At 53.0% G+C, this 20,304-nt stretch carries 19 protein-coding genes and 1 other RNA gene; 1 reads left to right on the top strand and 19 read right to left on the bottom strand.

Features of this window, described 5'->3' with window-relative positions:
* Positions 1-247 precede the first annotated feature (247 nt).
* The 17 genes from WBG83_RS12110 to rpoE all read right to left on the bottom strand — a co-directional run bounded on the left by WBG83_RS12110 (position 248) and on the right by rpoE (position 16,162).
* Positions 248-628 (bottom strand): pro-sigmaK processing inhibitor BofA family protein, encoded by a 381-nt coding sequence (locus tag WBG83_RS12110; protein WP_336745308.1) that lies wholly within the window; start codon positions 626-628, stop codon positions 248-250.
* A complete protein-coding gene (locus tag WBG83_RS12105; RefSeq protein ID WP_336745307.1) occupies positions 625-912 on the bottom strand; it encodes a YaaL family protein in 288 nt (95 codons plus the stop codon). The genes WBG83_RS12110 and WBG83_RS12105 overlap by 4 nt, the downstream gene beginning before the upstream one ends.
* Positions 913-1,075: 163 nt before the next feature.
* Positions 1,076-1,672 carry a recombination mediator RecR gene (gene recR, locus WBG83_RS12100; RefSeq protein WP_336745306.1) on the bottom strand — a complete coding sequence of 199 codons (597 nt, stop codon included), beginning with the start codon at positions 1,670-1,672 and terminating at the stop codon, positions 1,076-1,078.
* A gap of 30 nt (positions 1,673-1,702) precedes the next feature.
* Entirely contained in the window at positions 1,703-2,014 is a 312-nt protein-coding gene (locus WBG83_RS12095) for a YbaB/EbfC family nucleoid-associated protein (protein ID WP_336745304.1), read from the bottom strand.
* A 39-nt stretch (positions 2,015-2,053) separates the two neighbouring features.
* Positions 2,054-3,832 (bottom strand): DNA polymerase III subunit gamma/tau, encoded by a 1,779-nt coding sequence (gene dnaX / locus WBG83_RS12090; protein ID WP_336745303.1) that lies wholly within the window; start codon positions 3,830-3,832, stop codon positions 2,054-2,056.
* Positions 3,833-4,090: 258 nt separating this feature from the next.
* The gene (locus WBG83_RS12085; protein WP_336745301.1) at positions 4,091-5,551 is read right to left on the bottom strand and encodes an ATP-binding protein; all 1,461 of its coding nucleotides are present in this window, start codon (positions 5,549-5,551) and stop codon (positions 4,091-4,093) included.
* Positions 5,552-5,735: 184 nt separating this feature from the next.
* An RNA gene (gene ffs / locus WBG83_RS12080) (signal recognition particle sRNA large type) lies at positions 5,736-6,001 on the bottom strand.
* A gap of 70 nt (positions 6,002-6,071) precedes the next feature.
* Positions 6,072-6,467 (bottom strand): hypothetical protein, encoded by a 396-nt coding sequence (locus WBG83_RS12075; protein ID WP_336745300.1) that lies wholly within the window; start codon positions 6,465-6,467, stop codon positions 6,072-6,074.
* Between the two features lie 59 nt (positions 6,468-6,526).
* Complete coding sequence (gene rpmE / locus WBG83_RS12070) at positions 6,527-6,724, bottom strand: 50S ribosomal protein L31 (RefSeq protein WP_336745298.1); 198 nt, start codon at positions 6,722-6,724, stop codon at positions 6,527-6,529.
* Positions 6,725-6,819: 95 nt separating this feature from the next.
* On the bottom strand, positions 6,820-8,097 hold the full coding sequence (locus tag WBG83_RS12065; protein ID WP_336745297.1) for a radical SAM protein: 1,278 nt from the start codon (positions 8,095-8,097) through the stop codon (positions 6,820-6,822).
* Between the two features lie 31 nt (positions 8,098-8,128).
* Positions 8,129-9,409 carry a transcription termination factor Rho gene (gene rho, locus WBG83_RS12060; RefSeq protein ID WP_336745296.1) on the bottom strand — a complete coding sequence of 427 codons (1,281 nt, stop codon included), beginning with the start codon at positions 9,407-9,409 and terminating at the stop codon, positions 8,129-8,131.
* A gap of 88 nt (positions 9,410-9,497) precedes the next feature.
* Entirely contained in the window at positions 9,498-10,754 is a 1,257-nt protein-coding gene (locus WBG83_RS12055; RefSeq protein ID WP_336745294.1) for a UDP-N-acetylglucosamine 1-carboxyvinyltransferase, read from the bottom strand.
* 332 nt (positions 10,755-11,086) lie between these two features.
* The gene (gene fba / locus WBG83_RS12050; protein WP_336745292.1) at positions 11,087-11,944 is read right to left on the bottom strand and encodes a class II fructose-1,6-bisphosphate aldolase; all 858 of its coding nucleotides are present in this window, start codon (positions 11,942-11,944) and stop codon (positions 11,087-11,089) included.
* Between the two features lie 277 nt (positions 11,945-12,221).
* Positions 12,222-12,713 (bottom strand): CcdC family protein, encoded by a 492-nt coding sequence (locus WBG83_RS12045; protein WP_336745290.1) that lies wholly within the window; start codon positions 12,711-12,713, stop codon positions 12,222-12,224.
* Between the two features lie 318 nt (positions 12,714-13,031).
* Entirely contained in the window at positions 13,032-13,424 is a 393-nt protein-coding gene (locus WBG83_RS12040; RefSeq protein ID WP_336745288.1) for a response regulator, read from the bottom strand.
* 239 nt (positions 13,425-13,663) lie between these two features.
* On the bottom strand, positions 13,664-15,280 hold the full coding sequence (locus WBG83_RS12035) for a CTP synthase (protein WP_336745286.1): 1,617 nt from the start codon (positions 15,278-15,280) through the stop codon (positions 13,664-13,666).
* Between the two features lie 294 nt (positions 15,281-15,574).
* On the bottom strand, positions 15,575-16,162 hold the full coding sequence (gene rpoE, locus WBG83_RS12030; RefSeq protein ID WP_336745284.1) for a DNA-directed RNA polymerase subunit delta: 588 nt from the start codon (positions 16,160-16,162) through the stop codon (positions 15,575-15,577).
* Between the two features lie 524 nt (positions 16,163-16,686).
* Here rpoE and WBG83_RS12025 point away from each other — a divergent pair.
* On the top strand, positions 16,687-17,844 hold the full coding sequence (locus WBG83_RS12025; protein WP_336745282.1) for a S8 family peptidase: 1,158 nt from the start codon (positions 16,687-16,689) through the stop codon (positions 17,842-17,844).
* Positions 17,845-17,967: 123 nt separating this feature from the next.
* Here WBG83_RS12025 and argS read toward each other — a convergent pair whose 3' ends face one another.
* Together argS and WBG83_RS12015 are read right to left on the bottom strand one after the other, a co-directional pair.
* Positions 17,968-19,641 carry an arginine--tRNA ligase gene (gene argS / locus WBG83_RS12020; RefSeq protein ID WP_336745280.1) on the bottom strand — a complete coding sequence of 558 codons (1,674 nt, stop codon included), beginning with the start codon at positions 19,639-19,641 and terminating at the stop codon, positions 17,968-17,970.
* Between the two features lie 3 nt (positions 19,642-19,644).
* Positions 19,645-20,058, bottom strand: coding sequence for a DUF1934 domain-containing protein (locus WBG83_RS12015; RefSeq protein WP_336745279.1), 414 nt, complete (start codon positions 20,056-20,058; stop codon positions 19,645-19,647).
* Positions 20,059-20,304 lie beyond the last annotated feature (246 nt).

The raw sequence follows: 20,304 nt of genomic DNA, 5'->3' as shown, positions 1-20,304 counted from the left end.
GCACGCCGCCAGCGTTCGTCCTGAGCCAGGATCAAACTCTCCAATAAAGTGCCCTTCACAGGGCTTATTGTTAAGCTAGATTAGCTCATTCATTTCAAAACTTGTTTGCGAGATAACTCTCGCTCAAGCACGCTCGTTGTTCAGTTTTCAAGGAACAAGTGTTTCTGTTTTTCGTCACCGTTCAGCGGCGACTTGATTAATATAACACAGGGTCTTGTACTATTGCAAGCCTTTTTCGAAAAAAAAATTATAGTATCGTTAATTTCAGCGCCACAAGCAGTAAAACCCCCGGTAATCCGAGTATCCCAGAGGTCGCCAAAGTGGCCTCATTCAGCGGAATAGACAGCTGTGTATACGGCTCAAGCAAATTAACGGCAAACAACGCAATGGCGCCTACAATCAGATGAATTCCAAAAGAGACAAACGATTGCAGCGCAAGCCTGCGTCGGAACAAAAACATGAACAGGAGAAGAGAAGAAGCAACAAACATGATTAGCCAAAAGGTATGCACCCCCCCTGCTGAGGATACATCATTCCATAAGCCTGCTCCAGTTCCTGCGCCATTGCCTACAGCCTGCTCCGAGTGTATTTCGAGCGCATGTCCAGCCCGCTCTCCGCCTGTTCTCATCCCGTCCACTCCTCCCGGTGCTGCACAACATGCTCTATTCCTTCATCCAACACGCTAAGCTGCATGCGCTTGGCCTGCTTGAGCAGCATACTGTACCTTGTCTCCGCAGCCTCCAGCAAATAAATGGCATAGTCGATTTGGTCCTCCTCCACGACATAGTCGAGCCGTTTCCTTGCATGAACCCAGTCTGTCTGAGCCTCTTTAATTTCCTCAGCCAGCCTCTGCTTGTCCTTTAACGCCGGATCAACCGGACCTCGTCCCAAACCGATTCTGAGCCAGTTCATTTGCATACCCCCTTCATACTCTATCGCTAGCCTGCTGCTAGTATTAGATATAGTACAGAGGGGCAATTTTAGAACGCCAAAATAAAAAAGAGCCCGCGCTCAGGCGCGAAGCTCCGTTCTTGTACGTTGACGAGCAGGTGAACAACAAGGATTGCAGCGCAAGCTACAGCTCCCTGCGGCCCTCCAGCGCCTTGGATAAAGTAACCTCATCGGCATATTCCAAATCGCCGCCAACCGGCAGCCCATGGGCAATTCGCGTTACTTTCAGCTCAAAGGGCCTCACAAGGCGGGCAATGTAACCGGCTGTCGCTTCCCCTTCAATGTTTGGATTGGTGGCTAAAATCAGCTCCTGGACGCGCTCATCGCTAAGACGGCGCAGCAGCTCGGCCAGCCGGATATCATCCGGCCCAATTCCCTCCATCGGGGAAATCGCGCCCTGCAGCACATGATAATAGCCGTGAAACTCCCTGGTACGCTCCATAGCCACCAAATCTTTGGGTTCCTGCACCACACAAATGACACCTGCATCCCGTTTCTTATCCTGGCAAATCCGGCACGGGTCGACATCGGTTATATTGCAGCACACCGAGCAGTAATGTAGATTGCGCTTCACATTCACCAGCGCTTTGGCGAAGTCGAGAACGTCCTCTTCCTTCATCCGCAGCACGTGAAAGGCCAGCCGGCCTGCGGTTTTGGGACCGACGCCCGGCAAACGGGTGAACGCATCTATCAGCTTTGCAATAGGTTCAGGATAAAACAAAGGTACAGCCTCTTTTCCATCTAGATATCGTTAAAACAGCCCCGGGATATTCATACCGCCGGTAAAGCGCCCCATATCCTTATTCGCCAGCTCCTCGGCTTTGGTCATCGCGTCATTAACTGCGGACAAAACCAAATCCTGCAGCATTTCCACATCGTCCGGGTCCACTGCTTCCGGTTTAATCGTAATGCTCTCCAGTTTGCGGTGTCCGTTAACCACGACAGTAACTACACCGCCGCCAGCGGAGCCTTCGACTGTTTTGGTAGCGAGCTCTTCCTGCGCCTTAAGCATTTGCTCTTGCATTTTTTTGACCTGCTTCATCATTTGCTGCATGTTATTCATCGTTTTCTTCATCCTCTCATCATGCATTTGCATGGAATTTTATTCATCCTTAACAACGACCAGCTGTTCCCCAAAAAGCTCAATCGCTTCTTTGATCCAAGGCTCTTTCGTATCTGCGGCCCCCTCCGTCTGCCGCTCCGGTTCAAGCTGCAGCACCTCGGGCGCGGATGGCGGGGTCGACAAAGCTTCGTCCCAATCCTTCTTCATGACTGTTACAAGCCGCAGCGGCTCGCCCAGCACATGGGCCAGCGCACGCTCGATAATTTCCCGGTGTGCAGGCCGCTCCGTATTATCCCGGTGCATAGAGCTTTTGAAGCAAAGCAGCAATGCATCGTCCGAAGCAGAGACCGGCTCGCCGTCTATCAGCCAAGCATGCACTGTAATCTTCTGATTCTTGACCTCAGCCAGCACCTGCCCCCACTTGGCCAGCACCTGCTTGAAGCGTTCCCCGGATTGTCCCTGCAAAAACGGCTCCGGCTTGAACTGCAGCCGTTTGCCTCCTCCGGAGGAGGCGCCGGCCGCCGCGCTGGAAGCACGTCCGGACCGTGAAGCGCCCGCGGCTCCGCCTGTTCCGCCGGAAGAAGGCGCAGCGGAAGCCGGCAACCCCTGCTGCATCAGCTGGGCCAGCTTTTGTTCCAGCTGGGCCACCTGCTTCTGCAATGCGGCGATGACCGAGCTGTCCGCCCCGGAACCCGAAGCTTCCAGACTGCGGCGCTCTCCGCTATCGCCCGCTCCGGAGCTGCACAGCTTAATTACAGCCAGCTCGAACAAGCTTTTGGGCTGGGCCGAATATTTCATCTCGGCATGGTAGTGATTAAGCACATCCACCACAGCAAAAATTTGCTCCCGCCCGAAGGACTGTGCGAGCTCCCGAAAGCTTGCCTCATCCAGCAGGCGGTCGGCCACCTGCGCAGCGTCAGGCATAATTTGAATCATCAGCAGATCCCGGAAGTAAGTAATCAGATACTCCAGGCACTTCTCCGCGCTCTTGCCTTCCCGCAGAAGCATGTCGATTACCGTCAGGGACGACGCCACATCCCGCTGCAGGATCGCGGTCGCCAGACTGCGGAACTGTTCTATGCCCAGCCCGCCGGTCATGGCCATCACATCTTCATACGCGATCCGGCTTCCGGCATAAGCGGCGACCTGATCCAGCAAGCTGAGGGCGTCCCTCATCCCGCCGTCCGACAGGCGCGCCACCACTTCGAGCGCCGGACGCTCCGCCTCAATATTCTCCTCGGCGCAAATAAGAATGAGCCGTTCCAGCTGCTCTTCCAGGGCAATCCGGCGGAAATCATACCGCTGGCAGCGCGAAATAATTGTTACCGGCAGGCGGTGAGGCTCCGTTGTAGCCAAGATGAAAATCACATGGGCAGGCGGCTCTTCCAGCGTCTTGAGCAGCGCATTAAAGGCTCCTGTGGTCAGCATGTGAACCTCATCTATGATATACACCTTATACCTGGCTTCGGTCGGGGCATATTTGACCCGGTCCCGCAAATCGCGGATTTCATCGACGCCATTATTCGATGCGGCGTCAATCTCTACCACATCAATGAGAGAGCCCTCTGTAATTCGCTTGCAGGCAGAGCACTCGTTGCACGGCTCCTCCGCCGGACCGCGTTCGCAATTGACCGCTTTCGCCAATATTTTGGCAGCGCTCGTCTTGCCGGTGCCGCGGGGACCGCTGAATAAATAAGCATGCGACAGGCGCTCGTCCTTAAGCGCATTCTGAAGCGTCTGTACAATATGCTGTTGGCCGACCACATCCGCAAACGTCTGCGGCCGCCACGCTCTGTACATGGCTATATGTTTTTTCATCGTCGGGTTCTCCAGACTTCCGTACGGTTTGCCTATATTATACTATAAGCTGCGCCTGATTTCACACCACACCTGAAACTTCCGCCAAAAACGGGGGGATTTTTGTGACTAATTTCTACACACGGTTCTGATCATGCCATGAAAGGTACATGCCTTCAGTCATCCGGAGCGCCGTATGCTATTCCATTCGGAATATAAGCTCGTTCAGCCTTTGAACGCAAGTACCAGAGAGAGGTGCCAACGGCCTGACCGGCCGAGCTATATACGCGAAGAAGCAGGGTAGGGGATACTTACGGTGAAGGTTGTGCCGTAGCCCTTCGACGAAACCCGGATATTGCCGCCAATATCGTGAATAATGCGCTGGCAAATCGACAAGCCGAGTCCGGTGCCTTCATCTTTCGTTGTAAAGAACGGATCGAATATTTTATCGACCAGAAAAGCCGGGATCCCCGGTCCATTGTCATGAATATCAATGTTTACCCGCTGCTCGTCATCTTCATACCGTTCCGTAATTGTTAGCGTGCCTCCGCCGACCATCGCTTCAATTCCGTTTTTGCCGATATTCAAAAATACCTGCTTCAGCATTTCCCGATCCGCCACCACCTTAGGCAGCGCCTTCGCCTTGTTGTACCGGATGATCACATTGTGCAAAATGGCTTCGTTATTCAAAATGGGCAGCATGTCCCGCAGAACGGTGGACACATCCACACTGTCTAAATGGACATCCTTCTGTTTGCTTAGCAGCAAAAATTCGCTGACCAGCTCGTTAATCCGATCAATCTCGGTCAGCATAATGTCGGTGTAGCTTTCTTCCTTGGTCATTCCCTTCTCAATGAAGGTCGTTTTGAGCACCTGCATGAAGCCTTTTATCGATGTAAGCGGATTCCTGATTTCGTGCGCCGTTCCTGCCGCAATTTGCCCTATCATCGCCAGCCGGTCGCTGCGCTGAACCTGCTGCTCCAATGATCTTAAATTCGTTACATCCTTAAAAATAATATACGCCCCTACCGTGGTCCCAAGCGAATCCTTCAACAAGTTGGAATCCATCAGCAGCTCAAAGCGCTCTTGATTGTTCGTCCAGGAAACGGCATGATTCCTAATAACCACGCCATCCAGAATGGTCCGCTGAACAAGCCGGTGCTGCTCGGGCACTTCTGCGAACACATCCTCCATCGATTGCCCGATGACAGCACTCTGTTCCAGGCCCAGTACGCGGCAGGCCATATCGCTAATCTCCAGGAGCCGGAAATCGTTATTAATGAGCATCACACCCAAATTAATATCGCTCATCAAGGTCCCCATAAACAATCTGAGCAAGCTGAAGCCATCCGCGGCAATATGCTCGCTCAGCGCCAGCACCCACATGGCTTCGCCGTCCACATCAACGGCAAGCAGCACGTAATCTCCGGTTTTCACCGGCCCGCTTTGAGTTTCGATTTCGAGAACCGGGAGGCGGGTTGGAAATTGAATGGATTGCAGGTATTGCTCATACAATGCTGCAAGGGGGAGCCTGGTCCGGATAAACGCAGACAACGGTTTCCCCTTGATGCTCTCCTCCGAGTCCAGGGGTATCCCGGCCGCCCGCTTAAAACAGAGGTTAGCGCTGATGAGCTGCTCCTGTTCATTCAGCAGCAGAACCGGAACCGTATGGTCTCGCTCTATAATAACCATTAAAATCGGCAGAGGTATACGAATTATATTCGGAGTAGAATGGGGCATACGCTATACATTCATTCCTCTCGAAAGCATGATACCTTTTACATTCTCTGTTTGGTCTGGATTTTCCTCCTAATCATTTCCTCAAATGAAAAAAAACACCGGCCAGCTGAACAAGAACGTTCAGCCGCCGGTGTTGGCGTTTATTGGTATAAAATCGCATTCATCTGATACAAAAAAAGTAATACCGTGCACCTGTTATTGGTCATTGTAACCCAGACGTTACCTTTATCGCCAGCTCGGCCAGGCCGCCCTTCGGCACATGAGAGTTCCCGCTTACGGCTGCTTCCTTCCGGACCTGACCGGGTTCACGAGTTCCCATTGCGAAGGACCCGACTGTCAACACTACGTGTAAAGGGCAGACTCCACATCCACAAGACCGCTAACAGGAATTCAACCCTGCTACAGCGGATTGCAGGCTACAGGGCACCGCTACCTCCCCATCTAGCACGGCAAAACTAAGTATAGCCGATTCCCGGACAAAGTGCAACCTGCAGGGTACTGGAGTAAACGCCGAAATTTGTTATTTTCGCTTGACCCGGACTTCCAGCGGGTAGCGCGGCATCTCAAAGCTGGCATACTTCTGCACTTCAGCCTGGATTCGTTCTATCTCGGCATCGCTCACATTACCCGGTACAGTAACGGTCACTGTTGCCTTTGCCGCTCCAATCCGCACCGCCACATCCTGAACACCATTCACTTTCATCGCGCCCTGCCGAATCATATTGGCATCTTCCTGATATGTGTGATACGAATGGTTCGTCGCCAAATTCGGATTGGTATTCGACATTCCTTTAAAGCCGTCCTCCCGATAGCCTTCCTGGGCAGGGCCTTCGGCATTTTGCCGCGCAGTGCAGGCCGTCCCGCTTAAACAAATGAAGGCGGCCAGCAAAGCGGCTGTAAGACGATAGCTTTTCATATAAAACAACCTCCCTCATGCACTTAGGATGCACAAGGGAGGTTTGGTTATACCGGTCATTAGATACCATATTTTCTTTTAAATTTATCAACGCGACCACCGGCATCGATAAACTTCTGTTTGCCAGTAAAGTGTGGATGGCAAGCAGAGCAAATCTCCACGCGCAGGTTTTGTTTAATCGAACCTGTTTCAAACGTGCTGCCGCAAGCGCAAGTTACTGTCGTCAGGTTATAATTCGGATGAATATCAGCTTTCATTCTTCTTCACCTCTTTCCGCCCTGGTCCTGTCTGTCGGTCCAGAGTAATTGACACATAAGGCGATTATAGCACGCACACCTAGTGGACGCAACCATTACTTCCGTAATTTAGCCTGCTCCACTTTTAATGTCCAGCCTTCAGGCGGTCGGCTGTAAGAACCGATCCGCACGCCCGGCAGCTCCGCCTCCAATATCTCAATCATTTGCTTCATCCCGTACACCTCGCCGCGGGCTTTCGGAATCAGCTCCAGGTAGCTCTCCGGATCGATATTCAAATTCCGCAGCTGAATAAGACGCAGACCGGTTCTGCGGGCAAAATCAATCATCGCTTCCATTTCCTCTTCCCGATCGGTTACACCTGGGAATACGAGGTAGTTGATGGAAGTGTATACCCCCTTGTCGGAAGCATAACGCAGCGATTTCTCGACATTTTTTAACGTGTAGGCGCGCGGCTTGTAATACGCGTTGTAATGATCATCAAGCGCACTAATTGTGCTGACCCGCATCAAATCAAGCCCGGCATCGACAATGCCCCGGATATGGTCGGTTAATCCTGCATTGGTATTTATATTAATGTACCCCGTCTTGGTAATCGCCCGTACCCGTTTAATTGCCTCTATAATAATCGGCGCTTGTGTAGAAGGCTCGCCCTCACAGCCTTGACCGAAGCTGATAATGCTGTCCGGGCTGTTCAACTGCTCCAGCATAATTTGTACAACCTCATCCACGTTGGGCCGGAAGCTCATACGGGTCTGAGGCGCAGGGAATCCGCTGTCGTCAGGCTGCTCGGATATACAGCCGAAGCAGCCGGCGTTACAGGAGTACGATACCGGCACTGCGCCCTCCCACCGCTGTAAGAAGGTGTTGGACGCGGTCAGGCATTCATAATCGAGCGCACACTTGGTCAAATGCTGATACAAGCGGTTGTCCGGATATTTGCCATTCAGCTCTCTCACCTTCGCCTCCAGCGTAGGCACATCACAGTTGCGGGGATTCCAGCGCTCCGGATCATCGCTCATCCGGGCAGCTACATGAAAGTCGCCGTCCTTCCAGACGACTGCCGTGTACCCGAACAAGGGGAATTTCTGGGTTTTGTCCGTCTTTAAGTAGCCAGGAAGCAGAAGACGTGTATAGCCCTGCGGCAGCAGCGCGCCGACAGCCTGCAGCTCGCTATCCAGCGGGAGCATCTCCCCGGTCTGCGGGTCCATCCCGATGGGCCGCGTATGCGGCAAGCCGACCAAGGTTGCCCCTTCCGGAAGAGGAATCAGCTCGTCCTCCATAATTTCGGTGATGATATCGCCGTTTCGGCCCAATGCGATCACCTCGGGGTGATCGAACACCTGGCCTTGTTTGTCCGCATAAACCAAATACATGAACAAGTACCTCTATTTCATAAATTACGGATCAGGATGCCGAGTTCTTCACGCGTTTACCCGCAGCGGGCCTAGACTCCAGCGTTTCCAAAAACTCGCTGTTTGTCTTCGACTCGGCAAATTTCTTCAGGAAGCCCTCGGTGTATTCATGCGAATCCTGCATATTTTTACGAATGGTCCATATTTTATCCAGCTCTTCTTTTGTCAGCAGCATTTCCTCACGACGCGTGCCGGAACGGCGAATATCGATGGCCGGGAACACACGGCGCTCCGCCAGCTTCCGGTCCAAATGCAGCTCCAGGTTGCCCGTTCCTTTGAATTCTTCATAAATCACATCATCCATCCGGGAGCCGGTCTCCACCAGAGCCGTAGCCAGAATCGTCAAGCTGCCGCCTTCCTCAATGTTGCGGGCAGCCCCGAAAAAGCGCTTCGGGCGGTGGAATGCACCCGGATCAATCCCCCCGGACAAGGTACGTCCGGATGGCGGTATCACCAAGTTATAGGCCCGCGCCAGCCGGGTGATGCTGTCAAGCAAAATTACGACGTCCTTCTTGTGCTCAACCATACGCTGCGCGCGCTCAAGCACCAGCTCGGCCACTTTAATGTGGTTCTCCGGCAGCTCGTCGAAGGTCGAAGCCACAACCTCTCCTTTGACCGAGCGCTGCATGTCCGTCACTTCCTCCGGCCGCTCATCAATAAGCAGCACAAACAGCTCGATATCCGGATAATTGGTCGAAATGCTGTTGGCTATTTGCTTGAGCAGAAGCGTCTTTCCTGCTTTGGGCGGCGCTACGATGAGTCCCCGCTGGCCGAGTCCAACCGGGGAGAGCAAGTCCATCAGCCGTGTAGAAAGTTCGGTCGGGGTGGTCTCCAGCACGATTTTCTTTTGCGGATAGAGAGGGGTTAATGCAGGGAAATGCAAACGCTCTGCTGCTGTTTCCGGTCTCTCGCCATTTACAGCCTCTACCTGCAAAAGACCGAAATATCTTTCATTTTCTTTCGGCGGACGGCATTTGCCCGAAACCAGATCTCCCGAGCGCAGGTCGAACTTGCGAATCTGGGATTGGGAGATATAGATATCCTCCGAGCTTGGCAAGTAATTGATCGGCCGGAGGAATCCGTAGCCTTCCTGCAAAATGTCGAGAACACCCTGCATAAACATGAGTCCGCTTTTCTCCGCTTGTGCGCGTAAAATAGCAAAAACAAGTTCCTTTTTCTTTAATTGCCCGTAAGACGGGATTTGGTGGCTTTTGGCCAATTTGTACAGTTCGGTGAGCTTTAGAGCTTCCAGCTCCGCTAGTTGCATATCCATAATTCCGTATCCACCACACTATCACATTATAATAGGACTTATATAAGTTCTATTTATTACCAAAAATATTACATTTTAACCACTAGATTTAATTGGATTGTCTCCAGATATCCGCACCCAGATTGCGCAAATTGGTTACCAGATTCTCATAGCCCCGGTCAATATATTCTACTCCGGTCAGCTCCGTGACCATATCCGAAGAACAGCACAGCCCGGCGATAAATAAAGCCGCGCCCGCACGCAGATCCGCTGCCTTCACCTTCGCAGCCTTAAGCGGAGACCCTTCAATCACGGCAGAGCGTCCTTCCACCTTGATCTTGGCCCCCATTCGGGCCAGCTCCGGAATATGCTGAAACCGGTTATTGTATACGTAATCCGTCAGTATGCTGACACCCTTGGCCTGTGTCATAAGCGTCGTCATCGGTGATTGCAGATCTGTGGCAAAGCCCGGATACACCAGCGCCTTGACGTCGACACTTTGGTATTCCGGCTGTCCGACAACACGAATCGATTCATCCATCTCATAAATGTGGACACCCATTTCCTGAAGCTTGGCGGTTACCGCCTCCAGATGCTTCGGAATGACATTATCCACAACCACATCCCCGCGCGTAGCCGCAGCGGCGATCATATACGTTCCTGCTTGAATCCGATCGGGAATGACCGTATGCCGACAGCCCTGCAGCGAGCTGACGCCCTCGATCCGAATCGTTTCTGTGCCGGCGCCTTTTATTTTGGCGCCCATGGCGTTAAGCAGTGTTGCAACATCTATAATTTCAGGCTCTTTGGCCGCATTTTCAATAAGAGTGACGCCTTTGGCTTTGGTTGCCGCCAGCATAATGTTAATGGTCGCGCCAACGCTGACAACATCCAGATAAATCTTGGCTCCGCGCAGCTCTTTGGCCCGAATATGAATTGCCCCATGCTCATTTTTCACTTCCGCACCAAGTGCTTCAAAGCCCTTGATATGCTGGTCAATCGGCCGTGGCTCGAAATTACAGCCTCCCGGCAACCCGATGGTCGCTTCCCCGAATTTCCCGAGCAGCGCGCCCATCAAATAATACGATGCCCGCAGTTTTTTCACATTACCGTCCGGCATCGGCTTAGATTTCATTGCTTCTGTATGAATAACCAGCTGATCCGCATTCTGCTCTACGGTCGCGCCCAGCTCTGTCAAAATCTCAGTTAAAATGCCCACATCGCTAATTTGAGGCAAATTGTCCAACACCACAGTCGTCTCAGCCAAAATAGCTGCAGGAACAACCGCGACGGCACTGTTCTTAGCCCCGCTGATCTGCACCGTTCCGCGTAGGGGTTTACCGCCGGCGATGAACAGTTTTTCCATATTCCACTTTTTCCCCCAATCGTGCCCCATATAACGGCTGTACCGCTTTGCCCAAGACGAAAATCCGTTTACGATGAATCAGCTCTGTGAGCAGGAGCTTCATGATATATTCTGTCTGATTCATAAAAAAAAGGTTGCCTCACTAACACATAACAACCCGGTTTCACTACATCTATTCGTATACTTTATCGTCATTAAGAACGCAGGTGATTAGGATACGGTAAGAAAAAGACGGCAGATCACTCCCATGGCTGGAAGCAACGCCGTTTTTTAATGAAGAGGGAAGACACCGGTGATGCCTTCCCCTCGTTTTGCAGCTAAAAAGATGTCGATTACGCTTGGTTGCTGCTTCCGAACAATTGAATTTTGGCACGAACAACGTCCTTCATTGCTGTACGAGCTGGGGTCAAATATTTGCGAGGATCGTAAACCTTCGCGTCTTTAGCCAGAACTTGGCGGATCGTTTCTGTGCAAGCCACTTGGTTTTCAGTGTTTACGTTGATTTTGCCAACGCCTGCTGCGATCGATTTGCGGATCATTTCGTCCGGAACGCCGGAGCCGCCGTGCAATACAACCGGTACCGGAATTGCAGAGGCCACCTTCTCGATAATGTCAAAACGGATATTCGGCTCACCAGCGTACATACCGTGTGCAGTACCTACAGCAATAGCCAGACAGTCAACGCCGGTCTCCTCGTAGTAGCGGATCGCTTCTTCCGGTTTAGCCAGGGATGCCTCAGCCTCGTCCACGTTGATGTCATCCTCAACACCACCGATAGTGCCCAGCTCGCCTTCAACGGAAACGCCCATTGCATGCGCAGCTTTAACAACTTCTTTGGTCAGACGAACGTTTTCTTCAAAGCCGTAGTGGGAACCGTCAAACATAACCGAGCTGAAGCCTGCGCGGATACATTTCATAGCCACTTCAAAGCTGCTGCCGTGGTCCAGGTGCAGTGCGATTGGCAGGCCGGATTTCTTTGCAGCCGCTTCTGCGATTGCAACAGTAAACTCAATACCCATGTATTTAAGAGCGCCCTCGCTGACACCGAAAATGAATGGGGATTTCTCTTCAATTGCAGCTTCCACAATGGCTTGTGCAAACTCCAGGTTGTTCATATTGAACTGGCCGACCGCATATTTGTTTTGTTTGGCTTTCGGCAAAAATTCGTTCATGGAAACGAGTAAAGACATGATTTTTCCTCCTAATCCGAATTCAAAAATGTTCCGTTTTATGTAACCGGAATTCATACTGGCCTATTATAACATATTCTTGTTGCAAATGTTAGCCGGACTTGCCCCGATTTGGGACGAGTCAATCCGCCAAAATCCCCCATAATGCCATGCGCTTGCGGGGCTAATCCAGCTATCGGCATCGGGGGACGATTGGGCCAAAATTATGCTGCTACGCCACACCGAACACTGGAAGCGGCGCGCAGGATGTGCGCTCGGGCAGCCTCAACTGCCGCTCTTACTTGACGGGGCCCCTCAGCTTCAAAAACTGGCGCAGCATCGCCAGGCGCCACGGGCCGATCATTCCGAAAGCAAGCAGGAAAAACAGTGCCCCGGTCTGCGGAATGCTGACGTGCGATTGCACGACGTCATGCAATACGAGCCGGATTACAAGCAAGCCGAATAAAATGAGCATAAACATTTTGGACTGCTTCATATAAATCTGCCCGTCCTTCCGCTCCAGCCGGGATGTGCGTATCAGCGGATACGCAAAAAACAGCAGCCCGGCCAAAAAGGCCGCGATGGCCCATGACCACGGGATGTGCACCAAAGGAGAAGCAAACATAATAAAGCCGGTCGACATCCCGATCGGAGGCATAATAATTCTAGGGACTGTCATTGGCCGATTCGAGGAACGAATCCGAAACAGCAGCACCGCCGTTCCCCCCAGCAGCGTTGCCGTTGTCGCCAGCACATTCAGTGATATTTGAAAATTCATCGGCAGCTTCATGTACCTCCTTTTTCACACGATCCTGATGCAGGACGTTTGTTTCTTCTGTTGTTATTGTAGCGCATGTCGCCTCATTTTACGAACAAGCCAAGGCAAATGCGATGTCGATGTCATGCCAAAGGAAACGAAAGCCGGGCCGCGATGGAGCAGTCCATGCAATCCAAAAGTCTGCCCGCTCGGCTGGGAGGCCCCAAGAAAAACAAACGGCAAGAACGCCGCGCCCCCTCATCGCACCTCATCTCATCCTCACGCCATAAAGCAAAAAAATTCCTCCGCCTTCGGCAAAGGAATCTTCTCACTGCTGCGGGCGCTATGCCGTTAACCGACAACCATGCGGCCTGAGGTACGGGGATGAAGCTGGAAATTGACAGCCTGACGCAGCTCGTCAATGTCAAACGGCTTCGTAAAATGCATTAGCGCGCCCATGTCCGTCGCTTCTTTAATCATATCCAGCTCGCCATAAGCGGTCATCATGATGACTTTGATGTCCGGATTCATGCTTTTGATGTGTTTCAAAATTTCCAAGCCATCCATGCCAGGAATCTTCATGTCCAGTAGCACCAGGTCAGGCACATCCCGTTTGACAATTTCCAGCGCTGTTTTTCCGTTCGAAGCTTGAAAGGTGTTGTACCCCTCACTGCTGAAAACCTCCATCAACAGCACACGGATGCCATTCTGGTCATCCACGATCAGGACTTTTTTCTTGTTCAAGACGAAAACCTCCTTCATGACGAACCGCTCGGTTTTGTACCTAGGAACTATTCGACATCAGGAAGTTATTTCCTTCCCATCCAGCAGAAAATTTCCAAGCTCCGGCAGGAAGCACAACAGACCGTTTGGCCAGACCTCGGCCGAATACGATCTTAAAATCGGGCAGATGCACCGCCTGAAACAAGAAAAAGTATGCCATGATAAGCTTCATGAGCATACTTTTTCATCAGTACCCGTTGTTATTGGTTCAGATCCCGGCGCTCGCAGGCCGCGCGCACAAAGTGCTTGAACAATGCTTGCGGACGGTTCGGGCGGGAAGTGAATTCCGGATGGAACTGTACGGCCAGGAACCACGGATGGTTCGGAATTTCAATCATTTCCACCAGACGCCCGTCCGGGGAGGTGCCCGAAATTTTCAGGCCGGCCGATTCAATTTGCTCCCGGTACTGGTTGTTGAATTCATACCGGTGGCGGTGGCGTTCATAAACAAGCTCATCCTCATAGCAGCGCATAGCCAGGCTGCCTTCAGCCACCTTGCACGGATACAAGCCAAGGCGCATCGTGCCGCCCAGGTCCTCGATATCCTTCTGCTCCGGCAGCAGGTCGATAATCGGGAACGGCGTCGTCGGTTGAATCTCGGAGCTGTTCGCCCCCGCCAGTCCAACCACGTTCCGGGCAAACTCGATAACGGCTACCTGCATACCTAGACAAATGCCAAAGAACGGAATATTGCTTTCGCGGGCAAAGCGAATCGCCGAAATTTTCCCTTCAATTCCGCGATCCCCGAAGCCGCCCGGCACCAAAATCCCGTGTACGCCGCCCAGCAGCTCGCTCACATTGTGATCATAAATCTCTTCCGCGTTGACCCAGCGGATCGCAACCTCGGTGTTGCTGTCGATTCCGGCGTGGCCAAGCGCCTCTACGATACTAAGATAGGCATCGTGCAGCGCTACGTATTTGCCGACGATGGCAATTTCAGTGCGGCCCTTCAGGTTTTTGACGCGCTCGACCATAGCCTGCCATTCCGTCATATCCGGCACTTCCTTGGAGCCCTTCAGTCCCAAGTGACGGCAAACGAAATCATCCAGCCCCTGATCGCGCAGCATCATCGGCACTTCGTACAGCGTTTCGGCATCGCAGTTCTCAATCACGGCTTCCGGATCAATATCGCAGAACAAGGCCAGCTTCCGCTTCATGTCTTCCGTCAGCGGATGCTCTGTGCGGCAAACGATCACATGCGGCTGAATCCCGAGTCCGCGCAGCTCTTTTACACTGTGCTGGGTCGGCTTCGTCTTCACTTCGCCCGCAGCTTTAATATAAGGAATCAGCGTCACATGAATATACATGACGTTCTCGCGGCCGATGTCGCTTTTGATTTGGCGAATCGCTTCCAGGTACGGCAAGCTTTCGATATCGCCCACAGTTCCGCCAATCTCGGTAATGACGACGTCGGATTGTGTTTCACGGCCTGCGCGGAAGACACGGTCTTTAATTTCGTTGGTAATGTGCGGAATGACTTGCACTGTGCCGCCCAAGTATTCGCCGCGGCGTTCCTTGGTGATGACAGAGGAGTAAATTTTGCCTGTAGTGACGTTGCTGTTCTTGCTGAGGTTAATATCAATAAAGCGCTCGTAGTGGCCGAGGTCAAGATCCGTTTCAGCTCCGTCGTCGGTAACAAAGACCTCCCCGTGCTGGTACGGGCTCATGGTGCCCGGGTCCACGTTGATGTACGGATCAAACTTCTGAATCGTTACCTTCAACCCTCTGTTCTTTAACAATCTGCCCAGAGACGCCGCCGTAATCCCCTTGCCGAGAGAAGAAACCACGCCGCCCGTTACAAAAATATATTTTGTCACACTGCTTACCCCCTGAACCTGTCATCGATCGTGTTGCTGCTTGAAAATAATATTTACAAAAAAATAAAAAGTGACACCCCATAAGTGGGGGGCACTTTGTGGATTTGACATCATATCGTTTGTTTGTAAATCTGCAGCCCACGAAATAGTTTACTCTGCGGACTCTACCATGTCAAGACTGCTTGGCTCGGTTTCTGAACCGGATACGCGGCTTGACCGTTAACCAGGCCATCGTATGTCCGGGTACCGGCCCGCTCAGGCAGCAATCCCCCACACGCGGCCTTATCGGCGGCCTTACTTGTCGTCTTCGTCTCCGTCCAGATCGTCCGCTTCTTCGTCATCGTACTCGTCGTCAGCCTCATCCAGCTCTTCGCCCAGTTCCTCGTCCACCTCGTCGATTTCGGCGTCCTCGATTTCCTCATCGATTTCGTCAATCTCTTCTTCGTAGAACTCGTCGTCCTCTTCCTCGGAGTCGAACTGACTAGGCTCAGCATCCAGCGCGACATATTCTTCTTCGCCGTATGTGCCTTCTTCTTCGGTGTAGTAGTCCTCGTCATCATCATCGTCATTGATAATGCGCGGACGTGCGCCGCTGCCCATGCTGTCGTCGTTCGATTTCTCTACAGGGTACCAGCGCTTCAAGCCCCACAGATTGCTGCCGACACAAGCAAAACGGCCATCGATATTGATTTCTGTATACAGCTGCGCAATCACCTGCATAATTTGATCATCGGAGAGGCCTTTAATTTTGGCGATTTCCGCCATCAGATCCCGATAATAGAACGTGGTGTTGGCTGATTTCAAAATTTCAAAGGCCAAATCCACCATCGGCATTTCGCGCGCCTGCTCATCGGTGAATTTGAGCGTATATTGACTCATCAAGACACTTCCTTCCTCACGGTTTACAGCCCATCTTCACAAGAATGGCCGACTATCACATTAAGTAAACCTTATTTTATGGAAAAATGCAACTGTCCGGCCTGCAGCTTATCCCTTATCCTGCTTCTTGGTTTTAACTTCTGTCCCGATACGGGGCGCGCCTGTTGATACGCCCGGTTATGTCAGCCGCTTTAGCGGAAAAGTGCAAACGGGAACGAGGCTCCTGAAAAGCAAAATAAAGCAGACGGAGGCCATTACTGCCCCCGCCTGCTGACTGTATCCTAGCCGCCGAACCGGCCTGCAAACAATTCCGGCCCGACCGGGCGGTGAACGGCCATTCACGCCCGCCTGCTGTGAAAGCCCCTCTGCATAGAAGCTCTCTATGTATCATATGAAGCGGATCACCCGGCCGCTACCGCCTGCAGGGCCCAATTCGCCGAATCCAATCGGCTACCCAATCAGGCTGCCCCGCCAGCACATAAACTACATCGATATATCCCTAACCTGGCTGTGGGAGGGCGGTTGGTTTGGATTATTCGATCTTTCTCCATAAGCTGCACGAGGAGCTCCGCAGTCCCCAACATGCGGCCGCCAAGCATTTCATTCGTTTCCCGAACGAACGCGAGTTCACCGCTTGCCTGCATGAGTGGCAGTCTCTCCAAACCACGCTGCCGGGTCTGGCCGCCATTCATCCGCTGCCCCTTATCCATGCCTTCAGCTGCAGTCTGCCGAAGCAGCAGCTGCCTTGCATCCCCCATTCGCTTAGAGTGGAAGCCGATGAGACGGCGCATGTTCACTTCCCGCCTGCACTCGCCATCCGGCAGGGCACACCCTACCGGAGACGGAAAGAGGCCGTCCCCTGGGGAATCCGCCATATCCAGGCACCCAAGCTGTGGGAGAAAGCCACCGGGCGCAATGTGCATATCGGTGTCATCGACACGGGCGTGGACTTTTTTCATCCGGATCTCCGCCATGCCGTCTCTAAGGGCATTAATGTCATTCATCGCAGTATGCTGCCCTATGATGATAATGGACATGGCACCCATATCGCCGGTACCATTGCCGCCTCCGGCGGACACCAGGGCATGACCGGCGTGGCGCCGGACGCGATCATTCACCCGGTCAAAACCTTTGATCACCAGGGAACCGCGTATGTATCGGACATTATCGCCGGTATCGACTGGTGCGTACGCAATCAGATGGACATTATCAATATGAGCTTCGGCATGAAAAAAAACAGCCGGGCACTGCACGAGGCGGTCCGGCGCGCCGTTCAAGCCGGCATCGTCGTGGTCGCCTCATCCGGCAATGACGGCAAACGGAAATGGGTGGATTTCCCCGCGCGCTTCCCTCAAACCATCTCCGTCGGGGCGATCAACAAAGCCAGCAAAATCGCCGCCTTCAGCAATCGCGGACAATTCATCGATATTTATGCCCCTGGAGATAACATTTCGTCTACCTGGCTGTTTGGCAAATACAATGAGCTAAGCGGTACCTCCATGGCGACCTCTCATGTAAGCGGAGTTATTGCCTTACTCCTGGAAATGAAGCCGAGCCTGCGGCCGACTGAGATTAAAACCATTCTCAAGTCAGCGGCAGGCTCGCTCAAGGGAGCGGCTCCCGTCTATGGGGGAGAAGTTAATGCCATGAAGGCCATTCGCTTTTTGAAGGGCATCTCGCGGTAGTCCGGCCGATCGGACGGCCGCGATGCCATCCAGCCACACTTCACCGCTTCATATTCCGGTCTGGACAGTACCCTCGCCATAATAGAAGCGGGAGGCTCTCCCGATAGAGACGAAGGACTTAGCCTACATGCGTTCCGGCGCTTCTACCCCAACAATGCGCAGTACATTGCGGATGACAATGCGCACCGAAGCCAGCAGGGCAAAACGCGCCTGTGTCTGGACCTCATCGTCGGTAATGACGCGTTCCGCTTTGTAGTAGCTGTGGAATTGGCTCGCCAGCTCGTACACGTAGCGAATCAGCCGGTGCGGCGCATATTGTGCCGCCGCGTCGGCGATTTCCTGCGGGAGATCGCCCAGCTTGCGCAGCAAATCGAATTCTGCTTCCGATCGGAGCACCGACAGATCCACCTGTTCAAGCGGCAGCACCGCGACGTTTTGCTCCTCCGCCTGGCGAAAAATACTGCAAATTCTCGCATGGGCATACTGTACATAAAAAACCGGGTTCTCATTGGAGGTCGAGATAGCAAGATCCATATCAAAGTCAAGATGCGAGTCCGTGCTCCGCATCGTAAAGAAATAACGAATGGCATCGACGCCGACCTCGTCCATCAAATCCTCCATCGTGACCGCCTTGCCGGTCCGCTTGGACATTTTGACCTTTTCCCCGTTCTGGTACAAGCTTACCATTTGGGCAATCAGCACCGTCAGCTTCCCCGGGTCCAGATTCAAGGCCTCCATCGCCGCTTTAACCCTTGGGATGTAGCCGTGATGGTCCGCTCCCCAAATATTAATCATCTGATCATATCCACGGGCATATTTGTTGCGGTGGTAAGCAATATCCGGGGTTAAATAAGTGAAGCTTCCGTCGTTCTTGATGAGCACCCGATCCTTGTCGTCGCCCAGCGGTGTGGTGCGAAGCCATGTCGCCCCATCCTCATCATACACATGGCCGTTGGCGCGCAGCTCCTCCAGCACCGGCTGGATCTGCCCCTCGGTGTACAAGGAGGTTTCGCTGAACCAGCTGTCAAAACGGACGCGGAACCGTTCCAGGTCGCGCTGCAGCTTGGCAAGCTCCTTCTTCAGACCGTACTCGCGGCAAAAGGAGAGCCGTTCCTCGCGGGAAAGCTCCAGCAGCTTCTCTCCTTGCTCCTCGGCCAGCTCCTTGGCGAATCCGATAATGTCCTCGCCGTAATAGCCGTCCTCCGGCATCTGGGCGTCCTGGCCCAGCGCCTGCAGATACCTGGCCTCGATGGATATGGCCAAATTGTTGACCTGGTTGCCGGCGTCATTAATATAGTATTCACGGGTCACGTCATAGCCCGCAAAATCAAGCACATTACAAAGCGCATCCCCTACCGCCGCTCCGCGAGCGTGGCCCAGATGCAGGCTTCCCGTCGGGTTGGCGCTGACAAATTCCACCTGGATTTTCTTTCCTCCGCCGAGCGTCAGGCGGCCATAGCTGTCCTGCTGAGACAGCACTTCATGAACGACCTCGTGCAGATAGCTCTTGTCCATAAAAAAGTTAATAAAGCCAGGACCCGCTATTTCTGCGCGTGCGATATGCGCGCCCGCCTGATCAAGTCCGGCAATAATCCGCTCCGCCAGCTGGCGCGGATTCGCCTTGGCGATGCGTGTCAGCTGCATCGCGATATTCGTAGACAAGTCGCCGTGCGACTTATCCTTCGGAACCTCCAGCGCAATAACCGGCAAGTCTGCTTCCTGGACGATGCCCGCCCCGATTACCGCTTCCTGTACCGCTTTTTTCACAGTTTCGTTCATTTTATCCAATACGTTCATCCGCTATTGTTCCTCCACGACATCCAGTCGCAATTGATATTTGCCGGCAAACTCGCCGGTCACGAATAAATCATAGGTCCAGGCAATAGAGCCCTGCTGCTCCCGCATATTCATCTTCATGGCATGGGTCTTGCTTTCAATCGGCAAAGTGCCCTGCACCGTCTGGTAAGTGCCCCGCAGCCGTTTGTGCAGCTGAAACGTCTGCTCCGATTCGACGTCGCCGTGGCGAATGATACGGATTTGACCCGGCTCGCACTTTACCGTAGTCATGGTGCGCCCCATCTGCCCTTCCGGCTCGGCATAACGGATAATCCACTGATCGTCCCGCCGGTACAGCTCGCCTGTTACCGACTGCTTGATGCGGTGGTCCGGGCTGGTACTCGAAATGGTGATGGACACACGTGCTTTGGTCATCATCCCGCATTCCCCCTCCGAGTCGTGTTGTGTTGGCTTCCCGCCTTTCCGGATCGCAAGCCTGCCGTGTGATGAGACTAAGTTAAGGTTAAGTGTAGTACAAGCTGTCCGGAATTTCAATGTATGCGTCCGGGGATTGCACCGCATTTGCCGCAAGCTCGACGGGCATAACAGAAAAAGGCGCGCTGTACCGGGATTCCGGTTAACAGCGCGCCTCTATGGCGAGCATGGAGCTCCTTCCGAAAAGGC

The organism is Paenibacillus sp. y28 (assembly GCF_037137075.1).
Taxonomy (GTDB): domain Bacteria; phylum Bacillota; class Bacilli; order Paenibacillales; family NBRC-103111; genus JBBBNV01.
The sequence above is the reverse complement of the archived record's forward strand: the minus strand, read 5'-3'. Positions and strand labels throughout refer to the sequence as shown.

What these genes read in the sequence shown, in the direction of transcription:
- WBG83_RS12015 (WP_336745279.1), bottom strand. Translation starts at nt 20,058, where the DNA reads ATGATGACCAAAGCACGTGTGTCCATCACCATTTCGAGTACCAGCCCG.
- rho (WP_336745296.1), bottom strand. Translation starts at nt 9,409, where the DNA reads ATGGATATGCAACTAGCGGAGCTGGAAGCTCTAAAGCTCACCGAACTG.
- argS (WP_336745280.1), bottom strand. Translation starts at nt 19,641, where the DNA reads ATGAACGTATTGGATAAAATGAACGAAACTGTGAAAAAAGCGGTACAG.
- fba (WP_336745292.1), bottom strand. Translation starts at nt 11,944, where the DNA reads ATGTCTTTACTCGTTTCCATGAACGAATTTTTGCCGAAAGCCAAACAA.
- rpmE (WP_336745298.1), bottom strand. Translation starts at nt 6,724, where the DNA reads ATGAAAGCTGATATTCATCCGAATTATAACCTGACGACAGTAACTTGC.
- WBG83_RS12065 (WP_336745297.1), bottom strand. Translation starts at nt 8,097, where the DNA reads ATGTATTTGGTTTATGCGGACAAACAAGGCCAGGTGTTCGATCACCCC.
- WBG83_RS12095 (WP_336745304.1), bottom strand. Translation starts at nt 2,014, where the DNA reads ATGAATAACATGCAGCAAATGATGAAGCAGGTCAAAAAAATGCAAGAG.
- WBG83_RS12105 (WP_336745307.1), bottom strand. Translation starts at nt 912, where the DNA reads ATGAACTGGCTCAGAATCGGTTTGGGACGAGGTCCGGTTGATCCGGCG.
- WBG83_RS12075 (WP_336745300.1), bottom strand. Translation starts at nt 6,467, where the DNA reads ATGAAAAGCTATCGTCTTACAGCCGCTTTGCTGGCCGCCTTCATTTGT.
- WBG83_RS12085 (WP_336745301.1), bottom strand. Translation starts at nt 5,551, where the DNA reads ATGCCCCATTCTACTCCGAATATAATTCGTATACCTCTGCCGATTTTA.
- dnaX (WP_336745303.1), bottom strand. Translation starts at nt 3,832, where the DNA reads ATGAAAAAACATATAGCCATGTACAGAGCGTGGCGGCCGCAGACGTTT.
- WBG83_RS12110 (WP_336745308.1), bottom strand. Translation starts at nt 628, where the DNA reads ATGAGAACAGGCGGAGAGCGGGCTGGACATGCGCTCGAAATACACTCG.
- WBG83_RS12055 (WP_336745294.1), bottom strand. Translation starts at nt 10,754, where the DNA reads ATGGAAAAACTGTTCATCGCCGGCGGTAAACCCCTACGCGGAACGGTG.
- WBG83_RS12045 (WP_336745290.1), bottom strand. Translation starts at nt 12,713, where the DNA reads ATGAAGCTGCCGATGAATTTTCAAATATCACTGAATGTGCTGGCGACA.